General features: G+C 43.6%; 22 protein-coding genes. All 22 read right to left on the bottom strand.

Features of this window, described 5'->3' with window-relative positions; all coding sequences use genetic code 11:
* Positions 1–22: 22 nt before the first annotated feature.
* Complete coding sequence (locus tag I2B62_RS15140) at positions 23–382, bottom strand: hypothetical protein (protein ID WP_195269906.1); 360 nt, start codon at positions 380–382, stop codon at positions 23–25.
* Positions 383–534: 152 nt separating this feature from the next.
* Positions 535–1,524 carry a hypothetical protein gene (locus I2B62_RS15135; protein ID WP_195269905.1) on the bottom strand — a complete coding sequence of 330 codons (990 nt, stop codon included), beginning with the start codon at positions 1,522–1,524 and terminating at the stop codon, positions 535–537.
* Positions 1,525–2,286 (bottom strand): ParA family protein, encoded by a 762-nt coding sequence (locus tag I2B62_RS15130; protein ID WP_195269904.1) that lies wholly within the window; start codon positions 2,284–2,286, stop codon positions 1,525–1,527.
* A 128-nt stretch (positions 2,287–2,414) separates the two neighbouring features.
* Positions 2,415–2,963, bottom strand: a complete 549-nt coding sequence (locus I2B62_RS15125; RefSeq protein WP_013382318.1) for a BMC domain-containing protein — start codon at positions 2,961–2,963, stop codon at positions 2,415–2,417.
* Positions 2,964–3,035: 72 nt separating this feature from the next.
* Positions 3,036–3,977 (bottom strand): hypothetical protein, encoded by a 942-nt coding sequence (locus tag I2B62_RS15120; RefSeq protein WP_195269903.1) that lies wholly within the window; start codon positions 3,975–3,977, stop codon positions 3,036–3,038.
* 23 nt (positions 3,978–4,000) lie between these two features.
* Complete coding sequence (locus tag I2B62_RS15115) at positions 4,001–5,326, bottom strand: 4Fe-4S dicluster domain-containing protein (RefSeq protein ID WP_195269902.1); 1,326 nt, start codon at positions 5,324–5,326, stop codon at positions 4,001–4,003.
* A 20-nt stretch (positions 5,327–5,346) separates the two neighbouring features.
* On the bottom strand, positions 5,347–6,756 hold the full coding sequence (locus I2B62_RS15110; protein WP_207736027.1) for an aldehyde dehydrogenase family protein: 1,410 nt from the start codon (positions 6,754–6,756) through the stop codon (positions 5,347–5,349).
* A 39-nt stretch (positions 6,757–6,795) separates the two neighbouring features.
* The gene (locus I2B62_RS15105) at positions 6,796–7,803 is read right to left on the bottom strand and encodes a cob(I)yrinic acid a,c-diamide adenosyltransferase (protein WP_195269901.1); all 1,008 of its coding nucleotides are present in this window, start codon (positions 7,801–7,803) and stop codon (positions 6,796–6,798) included.
* A gap of 12 nt (positions 7,804–7,815) precedes the next feature.
* Positions 7,816–8,094: a EutN/CcmL family microcompartment protein gene (locus tag I2B62_RS15100; protein ID WP_013382323.1), complete on the bottom strand. Its 279-nt coding sequence runs from the start codon at positions 8,092–8,094 to the stop codon at positions 7,816–7,818.
* 11 nt (positions 8,095–8,105) lie between these two features.
* The gene (locus tag I2B62_RS15095) at positions 8,106–8,942 is read right to left on the bottom strand and encodes a flavoprotein (RefSeq protein ID WP_195269900.1); all 837 of its coding nucleotides are present in this window, start codon (positions 8,940–8,942) and stop codon (positions 8,106–8,108) included.
* 18 nt (positions 8,943–8,960) lie between these two features.
* Entirely contained in the window at positions 8,961–9,785 is an 825-nt protein-coding gene (gene eutJ, locus I2B62_RS15090) for an ethanolamine utilization protein EutJ (RefSeq protein ID WP_195269899.1), read from the bottom strand.
* A complete protein-coding gene (locus tag I2B62_RS15085) occupies positions 9,785–10,444 on the bottom strand; it encodes a phosphate propanoyltransferase (protein WP_172611187.1) in 660 nt (219 codons plus the stop codon). Before I2B62_RS15085 ends, eutJ begins: the two co-directional genes overlap by 1 nt.
* A gap of 48 nt (positions 10,445–10,492) precedes the next feature.
* Positions 10,493–10,936 (bottom strand): BMC domain-containing protein, encoded by a 444-nt coding sequence (locus I2B62_RS20700; protein ID WP_195269898.1) that lies wholly within the window; start codon positions 10,934–10,936, stop codon positions 10,493–10,495.
* Between the two features lie 15 nt (positions 10,937–10,951).
* A complete protein-coding gene (locus tag I2B62_RS15075) occupies positions 10,952–11,317 on the bottom strand; it encodes a glycerol dehydratase reactivase beta/small subunit family protein (protein ID WP_195269897.1) in 366 nt (121 codons plus the stop codon).
* A gap of 1 nt (position 11,318) precedes the next feature.
* Entirely contained in the window at positions 11,319–13,133 is a 1,815-nt protein-coding gene (locus I2B62_RS15070; protein ID WP_195269896.1) for a diol dehydratase reactivase subunit alpha, read from the bottom strand.
* Positions 13,134–13,171: 38 nt separating this feature from the next.
* Positions 13,172–13,681: a diol dehydratase small subunit gene (locus tag I2B62_RS15065; RefSeq protein WP_195269895.1), complete on the bottom strand. Its 510-nt coding sequence runs from the start codon at positions 13,679–13,681 to the stop codon at positions 13,172–13,174.
* Positions 13,682–13,693: 12 nt separating this feature from the next.
* Entirely contained in the window at positions 13,694–14,356 is a 663-nt protein-coding gene (locus I2B62_RS15060; RefSeq protein WP_195269894.1) for a propanediol/glycerol family dehydratase medium subunit, read from the bottom strand.
* A gap of 18 nt (positions 14,357–14,374) precedes the next feature.
* Entirely contained in the window at positions 14,375–16,033 is a 1,659-nt protein-coding gene (locus I2B62_RS15055; protein ID WP_013382332.1) for a propanediol/glycerol family dehydratase large subunit, read from the bottom strand.
* Positions 16,034–16,075: 42 nt separating this feature from the next.
* A complete protein-coding gene (pduB, locus tag I2B62_RS15050) occupies positions 16,076–16,861 on the bottom strand; it encodes a propanediol utilization microcompartment protein PduB (RefSeq protein ID WP_013382333.1) in 786 nt (261 codons plus the stop codon).
* A 26-nt stretch (positions 16,862–16,887) separates the two neighbouring features.
* Entirely contained in the window at positions 16,888–17,163 is a 276-nt protein-coding gene (gene pduA, locus I2B62_RS15045; RefSeq protein ID WP_013382334.1) for a propanediol utilization microcompartment protein PduA, read from the bottom strand.
* Positions 17,164–17,476: 313 nt separating this feature from the next.
* On the bottom strand, positions 17,477–18,553 hold the full coding sequence (locus I2B62_RS15040; RefSeq protein WP_195269893.1) for a response regulator: 1,077 nt from the start codon (positions 18,551–18,553) through the stop codon (positions 17,477–17,479).
* Positions 18,546–19,811 carry a PocR ligand-binding domain-containing protein gene (locus I2B62_RS15035; RefSeq protein WP_195269892.1) on the bottom strand — a complete coding sequence of 422 codons (1,266 nt, stop codon included), beginning with the start codon at positions 19,809–19,811 and terminating at the stop codon, positions 18,546–18,548. The genes I2B62_RS15040 and I2B62_RS15035 overlap by 8 nt, the downstream gene beginning before the upstream one ends.
* Positions 19,812–20,022: the final 211 nt, after the last annotated feature.

Raw genomic sequence — 20,022 nt, 5'->3', positions numbered from 1 at the left:
GACACATTGTCTTAACGAAGTCTTATTCTTCCCCATCCGCTTTCTCCCGCAATAAAAAAAACAAAGTGGCTGATCCCAAAATGGCGATCAGAAAAATCAAAGCCATGCCCACATCACGGATTTTTACATACAAATCATTTTCTGAAACCGCGTTATACGCTTCATAAGCTCCCAGCCCATTGTAAAGCAGCGGCTTGTTTTCTTCTGTCTTTCCGTCTTTTTCATCCGAAGCGTATTCTCCTTTATCCACCTCCTTCTTCTGCCCGAGCTCATGCTCAAGCTGTATTGGTTCAGTCTCTCTGACATAAGTAAAAAAGCTGCTGCTGACCATAAATAATAGAAGCCCCAGTAAAACCACAAGGCCTTTTTTAAGCTTACTCATCCTTTTTACTCCTTCTCTTATCCGGCGTATCTCTTATTATAGAAAGACCTTTATGGCTTCTGAACCTGTTTTTAAAAATATCACGCAAAAAGTGTGACAATTTTGTGCGTAATAAAAAACCCATACCTATAAAGGTATGGGTTTTTAGCCGTTTATAACAGATAATCCGGAAGTTCATGCAGTTTTTTCATCTTTTCTTTCAGCTCTTTTTTAATTTTTTCTTCGAGCTCTGCCTTATTCCGCGCTTCCTGTTCTTCTTTTTCTTTTCGTTCTTTTTCAATACGGATTGCTTCCTGGCGTTCAAATTCTTTCTTTTTAGCTTCTTCTGCTTTCCGTTTTTCTTCCGCTTCTGCCTTTTTCTTAGCCTCTGCTTCAGCTGCAGCTTTCTTTTTGGCTTCCGCTTCTGCTTTAGCTTTTTCAGCAGCTTCTTTCTCAGCCTTCTTCTTGGCTTCCGCTTCTGCTTTTTCTTTTACTTTAGCAGCCTCCTCGGCCTTTCTCTTAGCTTCGGCTTCTTCCTTCGCCTTGGCCTGAGCTTCCTCAGCCGCCTTTGCTTTCGCAGCTGCTTCTTCCTCTGCTTTTTTCTTGGCCTCTGCCTCAGCCTTGGCTTTGGCTTCTGCTTCCTGTTTTTTCTTCAACTCTTCTTCAGCCTTTTTCTTGGCTGCTTCAGCTTCTTTTGCCTTTTTCTCTGCCAATTTTTCAGCCTTTTCCTTTTCAGCAGCTTCCTTAGCGGCCTGTTGGTCAGCCTCTTCCTTTGCCCTTTTTTCAGCTTCTTCGGCTTCTTTTGCCTTTGCAGCAGCTTCGGCCTCTTTTTTCTCTTTTTCAGCCGCGTCAGCTTCTGCTTTCTGGCGGGCGGCTTCAGCCTTCTTTTCTTTTTCCTCAGCTGCTTTTTCGGCTAATGCTTTTTCCTTCTTAATGGCTTCAGCCTTCAGCTTTTCTGCTTCAAGATTGGCAGCAGAGGCCTGTTCTTCTTCTTTCGGTTCCCCCATAATCTTTTTCTTCAAATCATCGATGATTCCCACTTCGTTATCCCCCGTATTAGTAGAATTTTCATCTGTCAAAACCTTAGAAGCCAGTTCGTTTTTTTCCTTAATGGTACTATTATGTGTTTTTAATTCTGATTTTAATTTGCTTTTCCTAGCCATTTAAAAGCCCCCTTTGGATTCTATTTCTTTAAATAATTTCAGATAATCTTCAGCGCCGTTTGACTTTGGTTTATACTCAAAGATCGACTGCTTGAATATCGGTGACTCTACCAGAGCGATATTCTTCCGAATATAGGTATCCATAAACTTATCGCCAAAGCTTGCCTTTAGATTATCATATTGAAGGTTGTTAATATTATTACGCACATCGTGAAGTGTCGCGAAGAGAAGTGTAATGTCCTTGTCAATTCCCAGCGATTTGCTGATGTATTCCAGGGTTTCCTCCAAAAGGTGTACCCCATCCACCGCATAATATTCGGTTTGTACTGGTATGAAAATATCATCGGTGACCACCAGCGCGTTGGTCGTCACAATGCTGAATGATGGCGAACAGTCAATGATGCAGTATTCATAATCGTCCGCAACTGCTTCAAGCTTACGTTTTAAGATAAACTCCCGTCCATACATGCCTGCAAGACGCGGCTCAATGGTTGCCATCAAAAGGCTGGAAGGAATAATATCAATGTTATCGGTTACTTGATAGATAACATCTTTCGCCTCTTTTTCGTCAGTGAACAAATGATAGATACATGGACGGTCCAGATCGTACTCCATAAGAGAGTTAGTCAGGTTACTCTGCATATCACAATCAATATAGAGCAGCCTGCCTTTTATCTTTTGCCCCAGCAGATATCCGAGATTGATGACAGATGTGGTTTTTCCACAACCGCCTTTTAAGTTAAATAAACTGATGGTTTTCACGTCGTTCCCTCTTATCTTTTTATTTTTTATAAAAGATCATAGTGCTATAATCGCTTATAAAAAATAAAAGGTCTGTATATGAAAAGATGTTTAGATGGAATAGCTTCCATCTAAACATTTCATGCGTTTTAGAAAATGACTTTCTTAATATCTTTATGCGGTGACGCGATTACTGAGTAACTTGTGATAACACCTAAATCGCGCATGTCGGCTTCTGCGGCTTTAATCGCCTGTTTAACAGAAGCAACCTCACCAGTCAATAATACAAAACCTTTACCACCCAAGCCTCTGGCTATTCTGATTTCAATCAGTTCGACATTTGCAGCCTTGACAGCCACATCGCCGACGATAATTGAAGAGATTGCATTAATTGTTTCAACGATACCAAGAGCTTTGACATCTTCGATTTCTCCCGCGCCCAACATAGCCGGCAATACATCCGGGTGAATGTTCGGAATAACGTGAGATTCGAGTACATAGATTCCACCGATGTGCTCACCGTTTCTAATTGATGCCTGAACGGCCCCTACGTCACCGGAAATTATGGTAACATATTTCCCGGGACATAAAGGAGAGGCCATCATTAAATCAACATTTCCGGCTTTCAGCATATCATCAGTGGCTTCGATGCCGATAGGAATACTCTTAAATTCTATAAAACCTACTGCTTTTTTCAAAATACCACTTCTTTCTATACTGTGAATTCAATGCTTATTTGCTACAAATTACGTATAATTACTAGATTAAAATTAAAGAACTGATGGTAATAACATCATTAACAGGCTAAAGTTAACTAACTGCCATACCCAGATAGTAGCTGCCGGAGGGTCAATATGAGAATCAGCATAACTATTGAAAGTTAATGCCATCATTTCGCCCCATAATGAGGTAATAATACCCATGATAGCGCCACCTAAGATTGCTAAGAACGGATTTAATGTAGCAGCGAAAACGATCATAGCTGTTGTGCCTGCTGGCAGGATTACGTGGTGGTATCCTTCTAAAGGAAGACCCATACATAAGAACGCCAGGGATACAGCAGCGATACCGAAACCGATGGAACCGATGTTATTGAATAAGTATAAAGCTTCATCAGAACCAGCGACGCCTAACTGACCTAAAGTAGCAGCTAAACCACCGATAGCAACACCAATACCTAAGCCTACCATGATTAAGAAGCTTAAGCGTTTGCCTTCTGGGAAGTATTTTCTCTTTTCAGTACCTGTGTATTTACCGGTAAGACCAGATTTTGTGAAGATCAAACGTACTAAGATGTCAGAGATGAATACTGTTAAAGCAACAGTATCGGTCCAACCTGCATAGCTGAATACCATTCCGCCAAGAACAGCACCTAATAAATACTGAATTAAGAAACCAATAATACCAAATACACCACCGACTAACAGAACACCAGCGTCTCCAGTTTTGAATAATGGAGTAACGATATCCTGACCGTCATCTAACAGGTTTTTGGTCTTAGCGTAAGCAGCACCGGCTACAGCACCACCGAATGCTACGTGAGGTCCAAAGAAAGAACCAAAGCTTAATGCACTAATCATAGGAGCACCAGCTTCTCCGCCAAAAATAGCAGCAATTACAGTTAAACCTGTAAATACGAATGAAGGAACACCACCGATAGCAGCAGCTAATAAACCACCGCCAAACGCGGTAATTAACATTGTAAAGTCCATAATTATCCCCCTTATTAAATTATTTAGGACCGGATGGTAATTTTACCATCTTCAACGGCAGTTACTTTACCGTCGATACTTGCGAAAATACGGGCGCCAAGGCTTCCTTCTGGAATTTCTCCAATCAGGGTTCCCTTTTCAACGACATCTCCTACACTGACAACCGGCTGAGCAGGCGCACCAATGTGCTGTGCCAGCTGAATGGTTACTTCAGTAAACTGTTTGTCGCAATCGACCATCGGAGCTGGTTGATCATACTCATCCAGGCCCAGACGTGAAATTAAACGATGTACGTTAAACTGTTTTGCTGATCTGAAAGGATCAGCTTTTTCAGGTTTGTCGTGATGTGGGTTTTTAATGCCTTTGCTGCCTAATTCCCGCTTGAGCGCGATATTGAATTTCCAAGGTTGGAGATCCATGACACACGCATATTGACATAAGCCACATTCACAGCATAAGAAAGCATTTGTAGCTTGAGTGGTCGTATCACAAGTTGAGCCATAGGCCGCGATTCGCATAAGCTTGTGTGGTTCAAGGTTATGTCCCAGACTGTGTCTCGGACAAACTTCTGTACATAAACTACACTGCATACACGCCATTCCGGCTAATTTTATTGTATCCTGAATGCTTCTTGTCTTTGATTCGATCAATGGATGATCGCTCGGTAAAACAATAAAGCCTTTTGTGGTCTTGGTGACATAGGAGTCGATATCGACAATTTTCCCCATCATTGGACCACCATTGATAATAACAAAATCTGAAATGGTTGTTCCGCCAGCCAGCTCAAGTGCTTCACGAACAGTAATTCCCAGTGGAACCTTTGTCGTGATTTTATTGCGGACTGCCCCCGTAACAGTGATGTATTTATCTACTACGGGCTTGTCCTCGTTCATTATATCATAAATATTGAGAAGTGTCTCTACATTTATGACTAAAGTTCCAACATTTAATGGAATTCCACCCTCTGGAACAATTCTCCCTGTTGTTTCATATACCAGCGTTTGTTCATCACCGGCAGGATAGAAATTATTCATAATGTGAAGGTCGATTTTAGGAAAATTGGGTAAGTCTTGTCTTAATGCGCCGATTGCCGAAATATATTTCTTTTTGAGTCCGACAATGCCTGCCTTTGCCTTGGTATGATCCATAACGGCCTGAAGAGCCACCAGCATGTGGTGGGCTCTTTCGGCCATTAATTGTTGGTCAACTCTTAACAAAGGCTCACATTCAGCACCGTTGACGATAACTGTATCAACTTCAGCGTCGATTTTCACATGGGTTGGGAAGCCAGCCCCGCCGGCACCAATAATACCAGCGCTTTTGACTATTTCAACTAAATTTGTGCTCATGAGCAACACCCCTGTTATTGTTATTTAATATCGAATCCCCCAACGAGCACACATCTTCTTCTTCTTGCGAAGGATTTAGCAGATGTTAAGCCTTCACCGGTCGGACCTGCAATGGTGAATGTCGGATAACCTTCACCACCGAAACCAATACCAGCGTAGGAAGGACCATTTTTAACGAAAATGGTCGTCTGGATTCTCTTAGCCATTTCTGTTAATTTATCTACATTTTTGGAATGCATGATAGCGGTGTGTCTGTTTCCATGTTCTAATTCAACAGCAACATCGATACCTTCATCAACGTTAGCAACACGAACGATTGGAAGAATTGGCATCATCAGTTCTTCTACAGCTAACAGATGATCTTTTGAAGTTTCGCAGATTAATACGCGTGTATCTTCCGGAACATCCAGGCCAGCTGCCGCTGCGATGTGTTTGGCGGATTTACCGACGAAATCACGGCTCAGACGGCCTTCAGGACAAACCAAATCTGCTAAAGCGTCAATGGCTTTTTTGTCTGTGATTTCATAAGCGCCGTTTTTCTTCATGTTGAAAATCAGATAGTCTGCTACCTGGTCAACAACAACGACTTCTTTTTCTGCAATACATGGCAGGTTGTTGTCGAAAGAACAGCCGTCGATAATATCTTTTGCTGCTTTTTCGATGTCAGCAGTTTCATCAACCAGTGCCGGTGGGTTACCAGCGCCGGCACCAATGGCTTTTTTGCCGCTGGACAGAACCGCTTTAACAACACCAGGGCCACCTGTTGCAACTAACATTCTGATTTTAGGATGAACCATCATTTCGTTAGCAGCATCAATGGTCGGATTTGCGCAGGTTACGATTAAGTTTCTCGGACCGCCAACAGAGACAATGGCTTCATTTAATAATTTAATACATAAAAAGCTTGTTTTTAATGCCTTTGGATGGGGTGAGAAAACAACCGCATTACCGGCAGCCAACATACCAATACTGTTATTGACAATGGTTTCGTTCGGGTTGGTGGTTGGTGTAATCGCACCGATTACGCCAAATGGTGACAGCTCAAGTAATGTACAGCCGTCATCACCAGCCCATGCTTCTGTTAATAAATCTTCAACACCCGGTGTACCTGTTGTTGCAAGACGGTGTTTAGCTAACTTATGTTCATAGTTACCCATACCAGATTCTTCAACAACCATGGCGCAGATTGTTTCAACATTTTCTTTCTTGAGCATGATTTCACGCATGGCAGCAATCATCTGACGACGCAGTGCCAATGGTTTTTTCATGTATTCTTTCTGGGCGACTGCAGCGGCTTCAATCGCAGCGTCCATGGTCTGGAAAACGCCGTCTTTGCCGTCTACTACCGGCGCGCCGGTTTCTTCAGCATAGTCGATCTGATCCATAACCTTTTTTACAATATATTCAATACCTGTTGTATCAATATTCATACAGATTTCCTCCTGGATTCCTCTATTAAATCTTCTCTCTTATAAAATAGCTAATGCGCTTTGTGCGATGGCCATATCCTGGTCTGCCGTACCGCCGCTAACGCCGATACCGCCGACAATTTTTCCCTCAACTACGAGTGGATAACCACCACCGAAGGTCACAATGCGGCCTTCATTAGTAAATTGAATTCCAAAGAGTGCTCCATCTTCTTTTGCCAGATCGGTAACCTTATCGGTAGACATTTTCAACGCATTGGCCGTATAGGCCTTGTTAACTGAAATATCCATACTGGCAAGCAGGGAATCTTCCATTCTTTCAAAATACGTTAAATTACCACCTGCATCAACAACGGAAAAAACAATAGGCACACCCATTTCTTCTGCTTTGACCCTTGCTGCTGCTCCCATTCTCTTAGCAGTTGTCAGAAGTGAAAAGTCTTTTTTTTTCTCTTCTTCAGGAGCTTCTTCTGAAGGCGCTTCAGCCATTTTCATTTTTTCAACGACTCGTCTGACGACTTCTTTCACCATTTCGTTGTATTCTTCAGTTCTTGCGAGAACGAAAAGCAGATCGGAAAGACGGTTGGCAAATTTCACCAGTTCCGGTCTTACATCCGGATCCTTGTGGGTATACTCCACAATTCTTCTTTCGCCGCGCCGTACAACTGTACGAGCCAGATGCAAGGCTGAGGATACAGGGTTTTTCCCTGGTACAATAAACGATTTTTGCGGGCCGATAATGGAAAGGTAATAGTCGAGCTTTTCTTCCATAAAGTCAATGTCTGCCTGGGAAATCCCATCCTTCAGCATTGCCTTACCCTTTTCATCACTGGCGAGTTCCGCACCTAAAACGAAAATTCTTTCTTGTAAATGGTGGAGGATTTCGCGGATGTCATTGTCTTCAGATAAAGAATAGGCCAGGCCAATGGCTGAATTGGCTTCATCCATTGTACCGTAGGCTTCTACCCGAATATCATCTTTAGGCGTACGGTTACCGCCGAACAAACCGGTTTCACCTTTGTCACCGCCTCTTGTATAGACATTTGGCATATTTCTACCTCACTAAACAATTTGAATTTCGTCAACAATTCCAACGATAGTCATATCAAGCGGTGCCAGCTTATCACCGTAGACGTAACGGGCCGTACTACCGGTTGTCACAATAACAGTTTCGCCAATACCTGCGCCGACAGAGTCGACGGCAATGGCGGTAGACTGGCTGGAGTATTTTTCAAACTCCCCGTTTTCATTGATTTTTTTGATAATTAAGAGCTTGCAGCCCACAAGGTTTGAATCCTTCTGAGTTGAAACCACATTACCAACTACTTTTGCTAAATGCATTCAATCACCTACTATATCTTTTCTACACGAAGACCAAGGGTAGCGATTGCTTCCTTAGCATATTCTGTAATGATAGCGTCCGCAGGCACTTTGATCACTTTGCTGTTGCGGTGTAATAATACATCGCCGCGGCTGATGATACGTTTTGCAATCATGCCATCATCCGGTTCAAAGGGATCGGATTCCTTGGCTGCCTGTTCCGGCACTGCGCAGGCGCTGCTCTGAAGCGCGTCTTTGCAGCTGTCTTTTCCCACACAGCCATCGTACAGCTCATCTGAGCTGACCAGTTTGATTCCAAAGCTTTTTAAAGCCTTGAGGTTATTTCTCAGTAACTCACGGTAGCCTTGCGGGGATTTCCCCATCCCCAGCTGTGCTCTGACGCTGTCATCCGGACAAGCGCCGTTGATGGCGCAAACAACTGGTGTTCCGGCCATGATCCCGTGGTTGATGAGGGTGAGCATTTCATTATCACAAATACCATAGGCAATTTTTGCCGCGGTATTAACAGTTGTCGCTGCAATAATGATTTGATCAACTTCACCGTAAAGTTCTTTCTGGGCTACCTTGGAACCACTGTTATAAATGGTGTCTAAGCCTAAGGTTTCCTGTATATAGCTCGGAGTGAACACGTGCATCGCCTCATCCGAAAGGAAAACCTTTAATTGCCAACCATCATTTTTTAACTTGACCAGTGAATCCATTGCCTGATTAAACCCAATCGCCGCACCGGAAAAAACAACCAGCGCTGTCTTAGGTTTATTCTTTATTCTTTTGATGACTTCTTCGACAACCTTCTGGATAAAAGCATCCATGAAGGCTTCACTGTTAATCAAATCTTTTAAGTCCAAATTATATCACCACATTCCTTACCTTTGACAATTAAAGGCTATCCCTAAAGGAGTTACCAACAAAGGTTCTACGGGTTTTACTGTTTTGATGCCGATTTCTTTTTCAAAAACCTGTTCAAATTTATCAAAAACGCAGGCCCCGCCGACGACATAAATGGTGTCGACATCATAGCCCTGGATAAAACGATGGACAATTGACGCCATCTTTTCCACAACTGGTTTTATGACTGGGAATATCTTTCGCTGGTCTTCATGCTTCTTCATCTCTTCCGCTTCATCGAAGCTGATATGATAAGCGCCTGCGATGACGAGACTCATATGTGTCCCGCCAGTTGCCTCATCGGCTGTAAAAATGACTTCGCCATTTTTTAATATACTGATACCCGTGGTGCCGCCCCCAACGTCTACAACAGCACCGTTCTGAATCCCCAAAACGGTCGCGGCAGCCGTCGGCTCGTCAACCACATTGGTAACGGTAAAATCAGCTGAATCCACAACATTAGAAATAATTTTAGTATTTCCATCCAAAATTCCAGGTGGGATAGCGGTCGCGGCATTGGCATACGTTAAATCAACACCAATAATTTTTTCGACTTCGGCTTTTAAGGTTCTGACAATATTTACCGCTCCGAGATAATCCACGACGATCCCGTCTCTTACAACGTGAGCGCCCTGGGTAGCACCTGCTACCGGACGGTTGTTTTCGTCAACAACAGCTACAACGATGTTGGCTGTACCAAGGTCGACGCCAACCTTCAGGTTTCCCTGATAAGGGTTTGCTCTTTTGGCTTTGATCAGTTCGTTAAACTCTAGTATTGTGTCATTACCGCTCTTCCAGTCCATTATTTCTCCTGCTTTTTAACAATTTTTAAAATGTCATTATTTTTAAGTCCGGCAGCATTGGCTTCATCGGTATCAATATGCATTTCATAGGCATATTTTGGTGATACACGTACCAATACATCGCGGAACAGAGTAGGACGCAACCCACTGCTTTCTACACCTACACAATCGCCATCCTTCAGTCCCAGCTGTTCTGCAATGTCCGGAGTCATGTGAATGTGGCGCAGTGCCGCAATGGCACCATGATCCAGTTCAACACGACCACAGGGGCCTTCCAGAATAAGTCCCGGTGTTCCTTCCAGTTTTCCGGATTCACGGATTGGCACATTAACGCCCAAGGTCCGCGCATCGGTCATGGAAAGTTCAATCTGGGTTTCATTTCTTGCTGGTCCTAAAACTCTAACTTTAGGAAATTCACCTTTGGGGCCAATAATTCTTACACATTCTTCACATGCAAACTGACCAGGCTGTTTGACATCTTTTAAATTTGTAAGCTGATGTCCTTCGCCGAATAAAATTTCGACATGTTCCTGGGTCAAGTGAAGGTGTTTATTGGAAACGCCCAAGGGCACGCGATTGGGAGCGTCTTTTTCTGCCATTAATTTTTTGACAGTGTTAATGACAATCTCTTCAATCACTTTTCTTTCAATATCATTCATTCGCTTACACCTTTTCTTTAAGATCTATGGATCTGCTGTTCGCAAGGATTATTCTTCTGTCGGTTCCTCTTCGACTGCTTCATCTTTTTCTTCAGAAATAGGCGTCAGTGTTTTTTCCACTGCGGTTGTCGGTTTTTTCTGGTCATACTTATTGAAAACCCAATAAGAGTCCAGTTCCATCCGATCGCGATCCTGTTCCGGATCAAAGCCCATTGTCTGATTATTATAGATCATCGGTCCAAGACCATCTGCCGGCCGTGCAATCACCTTTGTGCTGAACACACCGCGACCCTTGGCACATGCCGCGGTTGCTGCCTCAACAGCAGCCTTGACCGCACCCACGTCGCCAACGACCTTAATGGTATGCATTCCGTCACCTTTGGCGGATTCCAGTCCGAGCAGCTCGACATTTGCTGATTTCACAGCAGCATCAGTGGCTTCAATGGCTGTTGCCAGCCCGATCGCTTCAATCAACCCTAATGCTTGTCTCAAATAAATCCCCCCTCACTATTTAGCACTGCCAATATCTTTAAAAGGCATTCGTTTTACAAGTCTGGCGGCATTTGCGCCAATGGCTCTAAGGGTATTCTCATCGTCCTGAAGACGCACGGAAAACAGCGGAGCATTTTCTTTCAGCTTGATGTAATGTAAAACAATACTGTCGCCGATGCCGATGCCCACACCAAGATGTGAAACCTCAGCCGCTTTATAAGCAAGCTCAACGCCGTCGTTGTTGTCCCGTTCTTCAAGCGAAAAAGGCAAACCTTCTTCTTCGATGCCTAATAAAACCTGTGTGACAATGCTTTTATTGACAGAGTTTTTATTGTAAAAAACCTTTATTTCTGGTTTTGGAGCTTCGAAGTTCACGTTCATGTTATTCACCTTCGCCGTACGCAAGTACTAAGCCGGTGGCAACTGCGTTTCTTGGACCTTCTACACTTCTTATATTTGCTCTACCTGCTACAATACTGAATTTTGATAAAGCATCCGTTACCAGCTGCGGAATCTCGAAGTCGAGTGCGGAACCGCCAACCAATGTAACAAACTCAATGTCTCTTACATTACCGGTTGGGCTGACCCGTTCCAATGAACGAATCGCATTCATAACAAAAACCTTGGTTTTCGCTTCACGGCGCACTGTGCGGATTCTTTCCAGCGAATGGTTGCCTGGAATCGGAACCATGCCGCTTGGTGTCAGAATGACAACACGCGCAAAAGATCTCGGATCTAATGGTTCATCAAAAAATTGAACAGTTCCATCTTCATGACGAATATGGAATAAGCTTTCTACCTTTGCTAAAGGATATTTTTTAATATCTTCTGCCAGGCCAGAGTCCTCGAAACCAAGTTCTGAACCGATAAGCATGGTGACCATGTTACCAGCGCCTGCCAGATGAATAGAATGTATTTCGCCAGCCCTGTTAATAATAGCAGCATCTGTCGACCCTGCGCCCATGTCAATGATCGCGAGCGGTTTATTGCTCCCCGGGGTGGTTAACGCACCGCGGATCGCCATGTCAGCTTCAACACCGCCGACTTCAACCTTTACGTTCAGTTCTTTTTCAAGAACTTCGGCAATCATGTTCATCTGTAATTTATCAGCCTTGACCATCGCGGCAATACCAACGGCGTTTTCCATTGAAAATTCGTCGGCCATACCACCCTTTACGCTCTGAGGCACAAAGGTGTCGACAGCTAATAAATCCTGAATTTTGATGTTCTGAGGATTCTGTTCGGTCAGGTTTGACATTACCTGTCTTACCTTTTCGAGCATACCGCCAGCGTTTGTTCCGGCTTCTCCCTTTACATCTTCGACAGGCGCAACGCTTCGGATTGCATCCATGATGATTTCCGCGCCTTCATCTACATTAACCTCGGCTTTTTTATGTTCACCCTGGATAATGATTTTACCGGCCGGGATTTTACGTTCTTTAACGTCCCCTGCTGGTGTTTTGATGACAACGGCAGAACGGTTCCCGATCAATGCTCTTGATACAGGAACAACTTGTTTGGTTTCATCTGAGGATAAATCGAAGACTGTTGCAATCCCATAGGGATTGGATAATTGTTCAACAACGGCTCCCGGAGCTGCTACCTCAACGGCAGCGCGCATTCCAAGCGGAACCTTATCAATTAAAGAAACTTCATCAACAATTGGGATCGGTTTGTTCAAACGGTTATTAATTAAAACGCCATCATCACGCTGGACAATGGCACCATTTACAAAAATGCCGTTTGCAACGGCCTGATTAATAATGCTGGAGGAACTCTCAAAGTCAACTTCGCGCGGAATGATGACGATAACCGAGTCTCCTTTTTTAACACTACTAATTTCCCTTATGTTTACAGTTACACCAACACCGGTCCCCAATCCTCCCGGAGTGGAAGGATTGTGACCGATCATGGTGGATTCTGTAATAATTGTCTCAGTAATAGTTTCCATAGCCACATCACCAATAACTGGAGCGGCTTCATTGATTCTAATTAAATCAACATTATCAACAGTTAAGTTTGCTTTTTCTAGGGCTTGTTTTAGAGAGGCGAACACTCCATGAATGTTTTGACGTGTCCCTTTCATACCAGTGGTACTAACGATGCCACTGCTCAGGAACTCAGGTTTTCCGTCAGTATATCGGGCAAGTGCTGTTTCGGTACTTGCATTACCAATATCAATACCTGCAATAATCATATCGCTTCCTCCAAACAATTTCCTGGATTATGTTGTGCTTACTTAAATTCTTTAGATCTCTTTCTTACGTAGTAAACTTCAGCGGCTTCTGCTACTAAAGCTGCAGAGATCGGTGCATTGTACTGATTTTTCAGTTCTTCTGAGATAGCTAACAGTTCATCTTTAGTAGATTTGTAAGGTCTCAGTGCATTGTAGATTTCAAGTAAACGAGCATCTGGAACAGCGATTAATTCAGCAGCTCTTCTTAAGTTGCCTGCGAATGCATCACGATGTACAGATTCAGCTACCTGAGCCTGTAATTCCAGAGTTTCTGGTCTGATTCTTAAATCTTCAGCGGTTAATTCACCAGCTAATAATTTATCCAGTGTTAATTCTTTGTACTGTTTGCCAGTAGCAGAGATAATTAATTCTGGTCTCTTATCACCGATTGGGTAATCTTCTTTTGTAACTTTGTCACCACAAGCACAAGAAGGTGCTTCAGCTGGTGCAGCTGACATAGACGCCATAACTTGTTTAACGATCTGTTCTAACATTTGTTCTTGAGTCATTCTATCCACCTCCTATTTGAATGTAACTTTCATTTCTACAGGTTTTTTACCTGGCACAACATGTTCTGTTTCTTTAATGTGTAACAGAGCAGCTTTCGCCTGATAAGCAGGACGGGCCATCTGGTCATTACGAACCGGAACTGGAGCCGGGCTTTCGCCTTTAGCGTATTTAGCCGCATTTTTACCGATTGCACGATATGTGTCTAAATCGATCAAAGGAGCCTGAGAGAATAATTCCAAGTTAGATAACTGTGGTAAATCCTTCTGGTGGATTAAGCAGGTGCCTTTTGACTGTAAGCCAACAGCAACGCCAGAACCACTCAGTTCAGCAGCGTCATGTCCGCATACAGCAACGTCAGAGCTTCTGTATACTTTGATAACACGAGCTTTTAAACCTTCTTCTTCGATACCGGCAATAATTTCTTTTAAGATTTTATCATGAGGTACGCCTACGATATTTTCTGTCTGGAATTCAGCAAAAGCTGGAGCTAAACCAATCAGAACTTCATCAGCGGCAACACCCTGCTGAACGTCCCCTACTGGAGTCAATTCAACAGAACCTGCAGCAGCAGCGGCAGAAGCAGCCGGAGCAGCAGGAGCAGCTGGAGCAGCGCCGCTCATTTCATTTAAAACATCTTCGATGATACTTTTTAACATTTGTTCATTAATAGCCATTCTACTACACCCCTTTCCTTAAATGCTGGCTGGGTCAACAGCCCATGGAATATCCTGAATTTCTTTCCATCTTTCATCACTGATTACATAACCAGTCATTGGACCATGGTAGTCGTTCATGTAGTTAACTGCAGAAACAACTTCCCAGTCAGATGTGATCATAGAAGCGGTGTGTAAGTAGTCACCAGCACATTTCTGTAACTGAATGTTGAAGATCGATTCAGCAACATCTCTCATGCCGCCGCGATCTAATGCTTTAACGAAGTCTACTGCGGTTGCGCGGTTTACTAAGTCTTCAGCAGCTTTCAGGTCAGCAACTACGTCACGGTCAGGCATATCCTGAGAACCGTTAGCGTATGTACCAGCTTCAACTTCTTCATCGGTGATTTCTGGTAAGCCTAATTCGCGGAAGATAACCTGCATAGCACGGGCAGCTTTTGCACGGGCAGCAACAACAGTATCTTCATCAGCAGGCTGTAAGCCGGCGTCGATCTTAAGGTCACGCTGGATTACGTTCCAGTCATCATAGTCTTCAGCATCCCAGTTGGAACCTGCGAACATGTTGTCGTAGTTTGGTGTAGAAGAGTAACCAGAACAGATATAGTCAGTACCTGGTACCATCTGCATTAATGAACGAGCAACTCTACGAAGGTCAGAGTGGGTGAAAGTCTGGTCATTAGAAGAAGCACATTCAAGGTCTAAACATGCTGCTAATAAGTTTTCAGCCAATACTTCACGGATACCGCCAGGTACGCCGGCAGGTACACCGATACAAGATACGGAACCATTCTGAGTACCCTGAACGCCAGCGCCTTTTGTTACGTATAAGCAGCGAGCTTCCAAGTATAACATGGATTTACCTTCGGCATAACCCATCTGTACTTCAGAACCGGAACCGGATGTAAAACGCATCTTCAAACCACGGGAAGCGTAGCAGGATGCTAAGAAAGCTTTAGAGTAAGGAGTATCATCGCCATCCATGAATACTGGTTCTGTACCATATACAGAAATTGTTTCAGCATAAGCGGTGTAGCCCTTCATACCTAAGTCAAGTTCGGTAGCTTCTTCAACAGCACACTGTGTTAAGATACCTGGACGGCCAACATTTGCGCCAACCATGATCGCTAAAGCGTTGAAAGGAGCGTAACGAGCGATACCAACGGTTGTTTCCATTTCGTCGAAACCACGGATAGCAGCTTCAGCAGCGTCACACGCGATCTGAACCATGTTATCTTTAACGTTGGTGACGTGGCACTGGTTAGAAGGCATTAAGCGGGCACGCATTTTTGTCTGTGCCATCATCATTTCCAGTACTGTCATGTTACCTAAAACTTCGGTAATTTTAGCAGGAGTAATGGAAGTAGTAATGTCTACAACGGTTGCTCTTGGTACATTGATATCACAAAGCATACGAGCAATTTCCAGAGAATCCATTGCCATGTATTCCTGTGCTTTTTCTGTGCGGATACCGTAATTTGCGATGAAGGTATCGAGCATATCGAATTCTGCTCTTGCCTTTCCATCCATTTCTACGATAACGCCATTTTCAATTTTTAAGCTCGGAGTAGGATCTCCGGGGTTATTCATTGCAATAAGACCTACTTCAGGCCATTCTTTTACGAAACCGTCCTTTTTAACCGGACGAGCATCTAACGCTTCAAATCTTTTTGATCTCATAGTCATTCCTCCTCTTTTCTATAACTATTTCGCTACTGCTTCTTAAATATAAGGAGTTGTAGAAGATGGTGCAGGACCAGCCATAGCTTCCAGAGCTGGTTTACCAACTTCTCTTGCAGCGTAAATAGCTTGACGAACAGCACCTGCGTCGCCAGAGAAGAAAATCATGGACTCGTTTGAATACTGTGTGCCACCATTATCAGGTGAAGCATAACCAACTAATTCTACATTAGCAGCTTTTAAAGCAGCATCAGACATTAATACGCCGATACCCGCAGGAGCGCCTACAACAATACCGAAAGCTTTGCCGATTGGAGCGCCTAATACCATGTTACAAGCGAAAGAAGCTCTTGCTGTGTACTGGAATTCCAGATGGCCAGCGTCGTTTCCGTATACATCGCCGAAAGTTCTGTTTAAGTCATTTAAAGCTACTTCAACAGCACGTTTAGCATCAGATACGTCTTCAGCACCGAAAATAATTAAAGAACCGTGACCAGCGCCACCTTTTGTATCTCTTGCGAATTCGCAGGAAACAACTTCTGTGTTGGTCGCTTTAACAGCTTCGTCAGCTGCGAAAACCTGAGGGCCGGCACCAGTACGAGCGGATAAAATACCGATTGATCTATATTTAGGGTCAATTTTCATTGCTTCATGTAACTGAGAGTCTACATTAGCGATTACAAAACCAATGGTGTCACCAATGGCGGTTCCAACGAATTCAGTTAAGCCACAAACACCAGTTGCTGCTGCACAAGTACCTGTTTCTTCAACTTCGTCCATTTTTTTCATGACTTCTTCCATCAATTTGTTCATTAAATCATCTTTCATTAATCTACACCTCCATTAAATTTAGATTAAAAACTAGGTAACATTTTTTCCACATCTTGATGTGGTCTTGGGATAACGTGTACAGAAACAACCTGACCTACTTTGTCAGCTGCAGCTGCGCCAGCGTCTACGGCTGCCTTTACAGCACCAACATCGCCACGAACCATAACGGTTACTAAACCAGAACCGATTTTTTCATAGCCTGTTAATACTACGTTTGCAGATTTAACCATTGCATCAGCTGCTTCAATACAGCCAACAAGACCTTTGGTTTCAATCATACCTAAAGCTTCATTTGTCATAAGCTTTGCCCTCCTTGGTTGATATTAATATTCTTACTGTTACTATTTTAATCCATATGCGGGAGTAATTACTTGCACTGTTGTTATAAAAATATTGTCTGATCTCCGCTTTTTTTGAAAACGGTTTTCAATTTGGTTTCTTTTTGTCTTTTACCATTTAAAGCCATGTCTTTTTTTGTCTTTTGACGATATTATTTTGCGAATTTTCGTAAAATAAAAACAGGAAGTGCATTTTTTAACAGCACTTCCTGTTTTTACAGCCTGTTTTTTACAGATTTTTATGTGTTCATCTTTTTTTGCTTTAAGAATAAGATCAGGAAATTTCCTTTTCCTCCTCTTTTCCCTCACCATTGTCGCCCTTTCGCAGACGTCTGTATTCCGTCGGCGTCATGCCGGTGCTTTTCTTAAAAACCTTACTGAAATAATTTGGCTCATGGTAGGACAAATCCAGCGCGATGTTGATAATCGGCACATCTGTATTGAGTAGCATATCCTTGGCAATCTCAATTTTGCGCTCGGTGAGGTAGGTGACAAAATTGACACCGGTTTCCTTTTTAAAGATTTTACTCAGATAATAGGAGCTCATGTTGGCGTACTCGCCCACCTGATCCAGCGAGATGTCCTTATGGCAGTTCCGGTCAATATAATTCAGGATATCCTCGATATTATTCTTCCGGTTTTCCTTATTATCCATGAGGTGGTCGAAAATCTTGTCGATGACCTTCATGATCTCGACCTTCAGATCGTAGCGGTTTTTATAGGAGGTCACAAACTGCTGGTTGTTCTTCATGCGCAGCGGACTTTTGATGTCATAGCCGCAGGTATCCATGGACACAATGTTCAATTCTTCCATAAAATGCTGAATTTCATTCTGGATGGACATCAGGTCATAGCCATAGTGGTCATAGAGCAGATCCAGGTACTCCGTAAGCACATTGCGGGCATCGCTGTATTTTTTCTGCACAACCGCAAAAATAACCTCGCTCATCTTTTCATCGAATTTATTTTTAGCGTTCGCTTTTAATGTAGAGATCACCATATTGATGGATTCCATGAGCTGCTGGGGCCGGATGGGCTTTAACAGGAAATCGTCCACACGGGCTTTGATGGCCTGATGGGCAAAATCGAACTCATTAAAGGCCGTGATCAGAATAACCTTTTTCTCCTGATCCTCTTTTTTGATGGCGCGCAGCACATCAATACCATTGATTTCTGGGATATTGATATCCAGCAGAACAATGTCAGGGTCCAGTCTCCTGATCTCCTCAAGGGCGACACGCCCTGAAGATGCTTTTCCAATGACCGTGATATTTTTACCGTACTGACTCAAAATCAATTCAATCGCTTCAATTTCCAGATGTTCGTCTTCTACGATAAATAATTTATACATTTAAACCTCTCCCTAATAATGCCTTACGGGGTATCTTAATCATCACTTCAGTCCCTTTACCAACCTCGCTGTTGATCTTAATACCAAATTCAGGGCCATAATAATATTTTAGCCGTTTATTGGCGTTATTGATGCCAATACCCGTATTTTTGTCATTACCCTGCGCTTCTGGGTCGTAGTTGCCATCAAGGATCTTTTCAATTAACGCCGGAGCGATTCCCTTTCCGTCGTCAATAATGCGGACCGTCACGATATCGCCGTCCTGCTCCCCGGTAATCATCACCTTGCCGCCGGCAGCATGGGGCTCAATCGCGTGGTTGATCGCGTTTTCCACAAAGGGCTGGATCGTCATGAAGGGGCACATCACCTCTTCGGCGTCCTCGTCGATGTGAATGGAGTAATCCAGACGTTCGCCCAGGCGCATCTTCTGAATGGAAAGGTAATTGCGCACATGCTCGACCTCCTCCTTCAGCGTAACGATATTGGTGTTTTCCTTTTTTAAAGTATAACGCATCATATCCGAAAAGGCATAGATCATCTCCTGGGTCTTTTCGGCGTTCTCAAGCAGGGCCAGACGGCCGATGGTGTTGAGGACATTAAAGAGGAAGTGCGGGTTGATCTGGGCCTGCAGCGCCTTGAGATCCGCTTCCTTCAGGGCTGCCTCCACCTCGCTTCGCAGCTTGACCTCTTCCATGAGCTCGAGGTTTTTGTTGTGCAGTTCCTCCTGCATGATGTGGATCATCTGCTTTTCGACCAGATAATTGGCAATCGTATACAAAAGGTCCGCAGCGGCGTGAACCTGCTTCAGTGTGGTCACCAGCGTCTGATCATACAGCTTCTGAAGTTCCGGATTGCCCGAGAAATCCGTGAGCTCGGAAACCGACCCCAGCGGGAGCTTTTTCATTCCCTCCTCGTCAATCCGGACCTGCCCGGACATGATCGCGCCCAGGTAGTTGCCCTTGACCATAATCGGAACCGCTAAATCCACGAGGCCTCCATGACAGATATAGATCGAAGGCTTGCCAGAGCGGGCGGACTCAATGCCCCCGTGCGCATCGGAGCGATAGCAGCACTCGAGACACTTGGCGTCCTCACGGACCTTGGTGCAGTAACCTGAAAAATTACTGTATTCCGTAATGGGATTTCCCTTGTAATCTACGGTAATGGTCGCAAAGCCTGTTGCATCTGAAAAAGAATCTTGAATTTTTTGCAGCACTTCTACATCGATGATATCTGTGATTTTTAATAAGACTCTCATAGATTAACCTCTTTATCTTAATGATCATACTTCAAAACTCTTGTTTGAATAATATTATAACACAAACGTGCACTTTTTTAACCAAATTTTTGACATTTTAGATTATTTTGACTGAAATAGGCATTAAATTGTCCAGCAGTTAAGAATCATTTCAATTTGATGGCAAAATATTCCTTTTTTCATTGCTTTCCTCTTTTAAATATAAAAGTCA

Origin of the sequence: Eubacterium sp. 1001713B170207_170306_E7, from assembly GCF_015547515.1 — a bacterium.
Taxonomy (GTDB): domain Bacteria; phylum Bacillota; class Clostridia; order Eubacteriales; family Eubacteriaceae; genus Eubacterium.
The sequence above is the reverse complement of the archived record's forward strand: the minus strand, read 5'-3'. Positions and strand labels throughout refer to the sequence as shown.

Bases quoted from the DNA above. Each gene is read 5' to 3' on its own strand.
- I2B62_RS15140 (WP_195269906.1), bottom strand. From the start codon at position 382: ATGAGTAAGCTTAAAAAAGGCCTTGTGGTTTTACTGGGGCTTCTATTA.
- I2B62_RS15135 (WP_195269905.1), bottom strand. From the start codon at position 1,524: ATGGCTAGGAAAAGCAAATTAAAATCAGAATTAAAAACACATAATAGT.
- I2B62_RS15120 (WP_195269903.1), bottom strand. From the start codon at position 3,977: ATGGACTTTACAATGTTAATTACCGCGTTTGGCGGTGGTTTATTAGCT.
- I2B62_RS15115 (WP_195269902.1), bottom strand. From the start codon at position 5,326: ATGAGCACAAATTTAGTTGAAATAGTCAAAAGCGCTGGTATTATTGGT.
- I2B62_RS15110 (WP_207736027.1), bottom strand. From the start codon at position 6,756: ATGAATATTGATACAACAGGTATTGAATATATTGTAAAAAAGGTTATG.
- I2B62_RS15105 (WP_195269901.1), bottom strand. From the start codon at position 7,803: ATGCCAAATGTCTATACAAGAGGCGGTGACAAAGGTGAAACCGGTTTG.
- I2B62_RS15100 (WP_013382323.1), bottom strand. From the start codon at position 8,094: ATGCATTTAGCAAAAGTAGTTGGTAATGTGGTTTCAACTCAGAAGGAT.
- eutJ (WP_195269899.1), bottom strand. From the start codon at position 9,785: ATGGACTGGAAGAGCGGTAATGACACAATACTAGAGTTTAACGAACTG.
- I2B62_RS15085 (WP_172611187.1), bottom strand. From the start codon at position 10,444: ATGAATGATATTGAAAGAAAAGTGATTGAAGAGATTGTCATTAACACT.
- I2B62_RS15075 (WP_195269897.1), bottom strand. From the start codon at position 11,317: ATGAACGTGAACTTCGAAGCTCCAAAACCAGAAATAAAGGTTTTTTAC.
- I2B62_RS15070 (WP_195269896.1), bottom strand. From the start codon at position 13,133: ATGATTATTGCAGGTATTGATATTGGTAATGCAAGTACCGAAACAGCA.
- I2B62_RS15065 (WP_195269895.1), bottom strand. From the start codon at position 13,681: ATGACTCAAGAACAAATGTTAGAACAGATCGTTAAACAAGTTATGGCG.
- I2B62_RS15060 (WP_195269894.1), bottom strand. From the start codon at position 14,356: ATGGCTATTAATGAACAAATGTTAAAAAGTATCATCGAAGATGTTTTA.
- I2B62_RS15055 (WP_013382332.1), bottom strand. From the start codon at position 16,033: ATGAGATCAAAAAGATTTGAAGCGTTAGATGCTCGTCCGGTTAAAAAG.
- pduB (WP_013382333.1), bottom strand. From the start codon at position 16,861: ATGAAAGATGATTTAATGAACAAATTGATGGAAGAAGTCATGAAAAAA.
- pduA (WP_013382334.1), bottom strand. From the start codon at position 17,163: ATGACAAATGAAGCTTTAGGTATGATTGAAACCAAAGGTCTTGTTGGC.
- I2B62_RS15040 (WP_195269893.1), bottom strand. From the start codon at position 18,553: ATGTATAAATTATTTATCGTAGAAGACGAACATCTGGAAATTGAAGCG.
- I2B62_RS15035 (WP_195269892.1), bottom strand. From the start codon at position 19,811: ATGAGAGTCTTATTAAAAATCACAGATATCATCGATGTAGAAGTGCTG.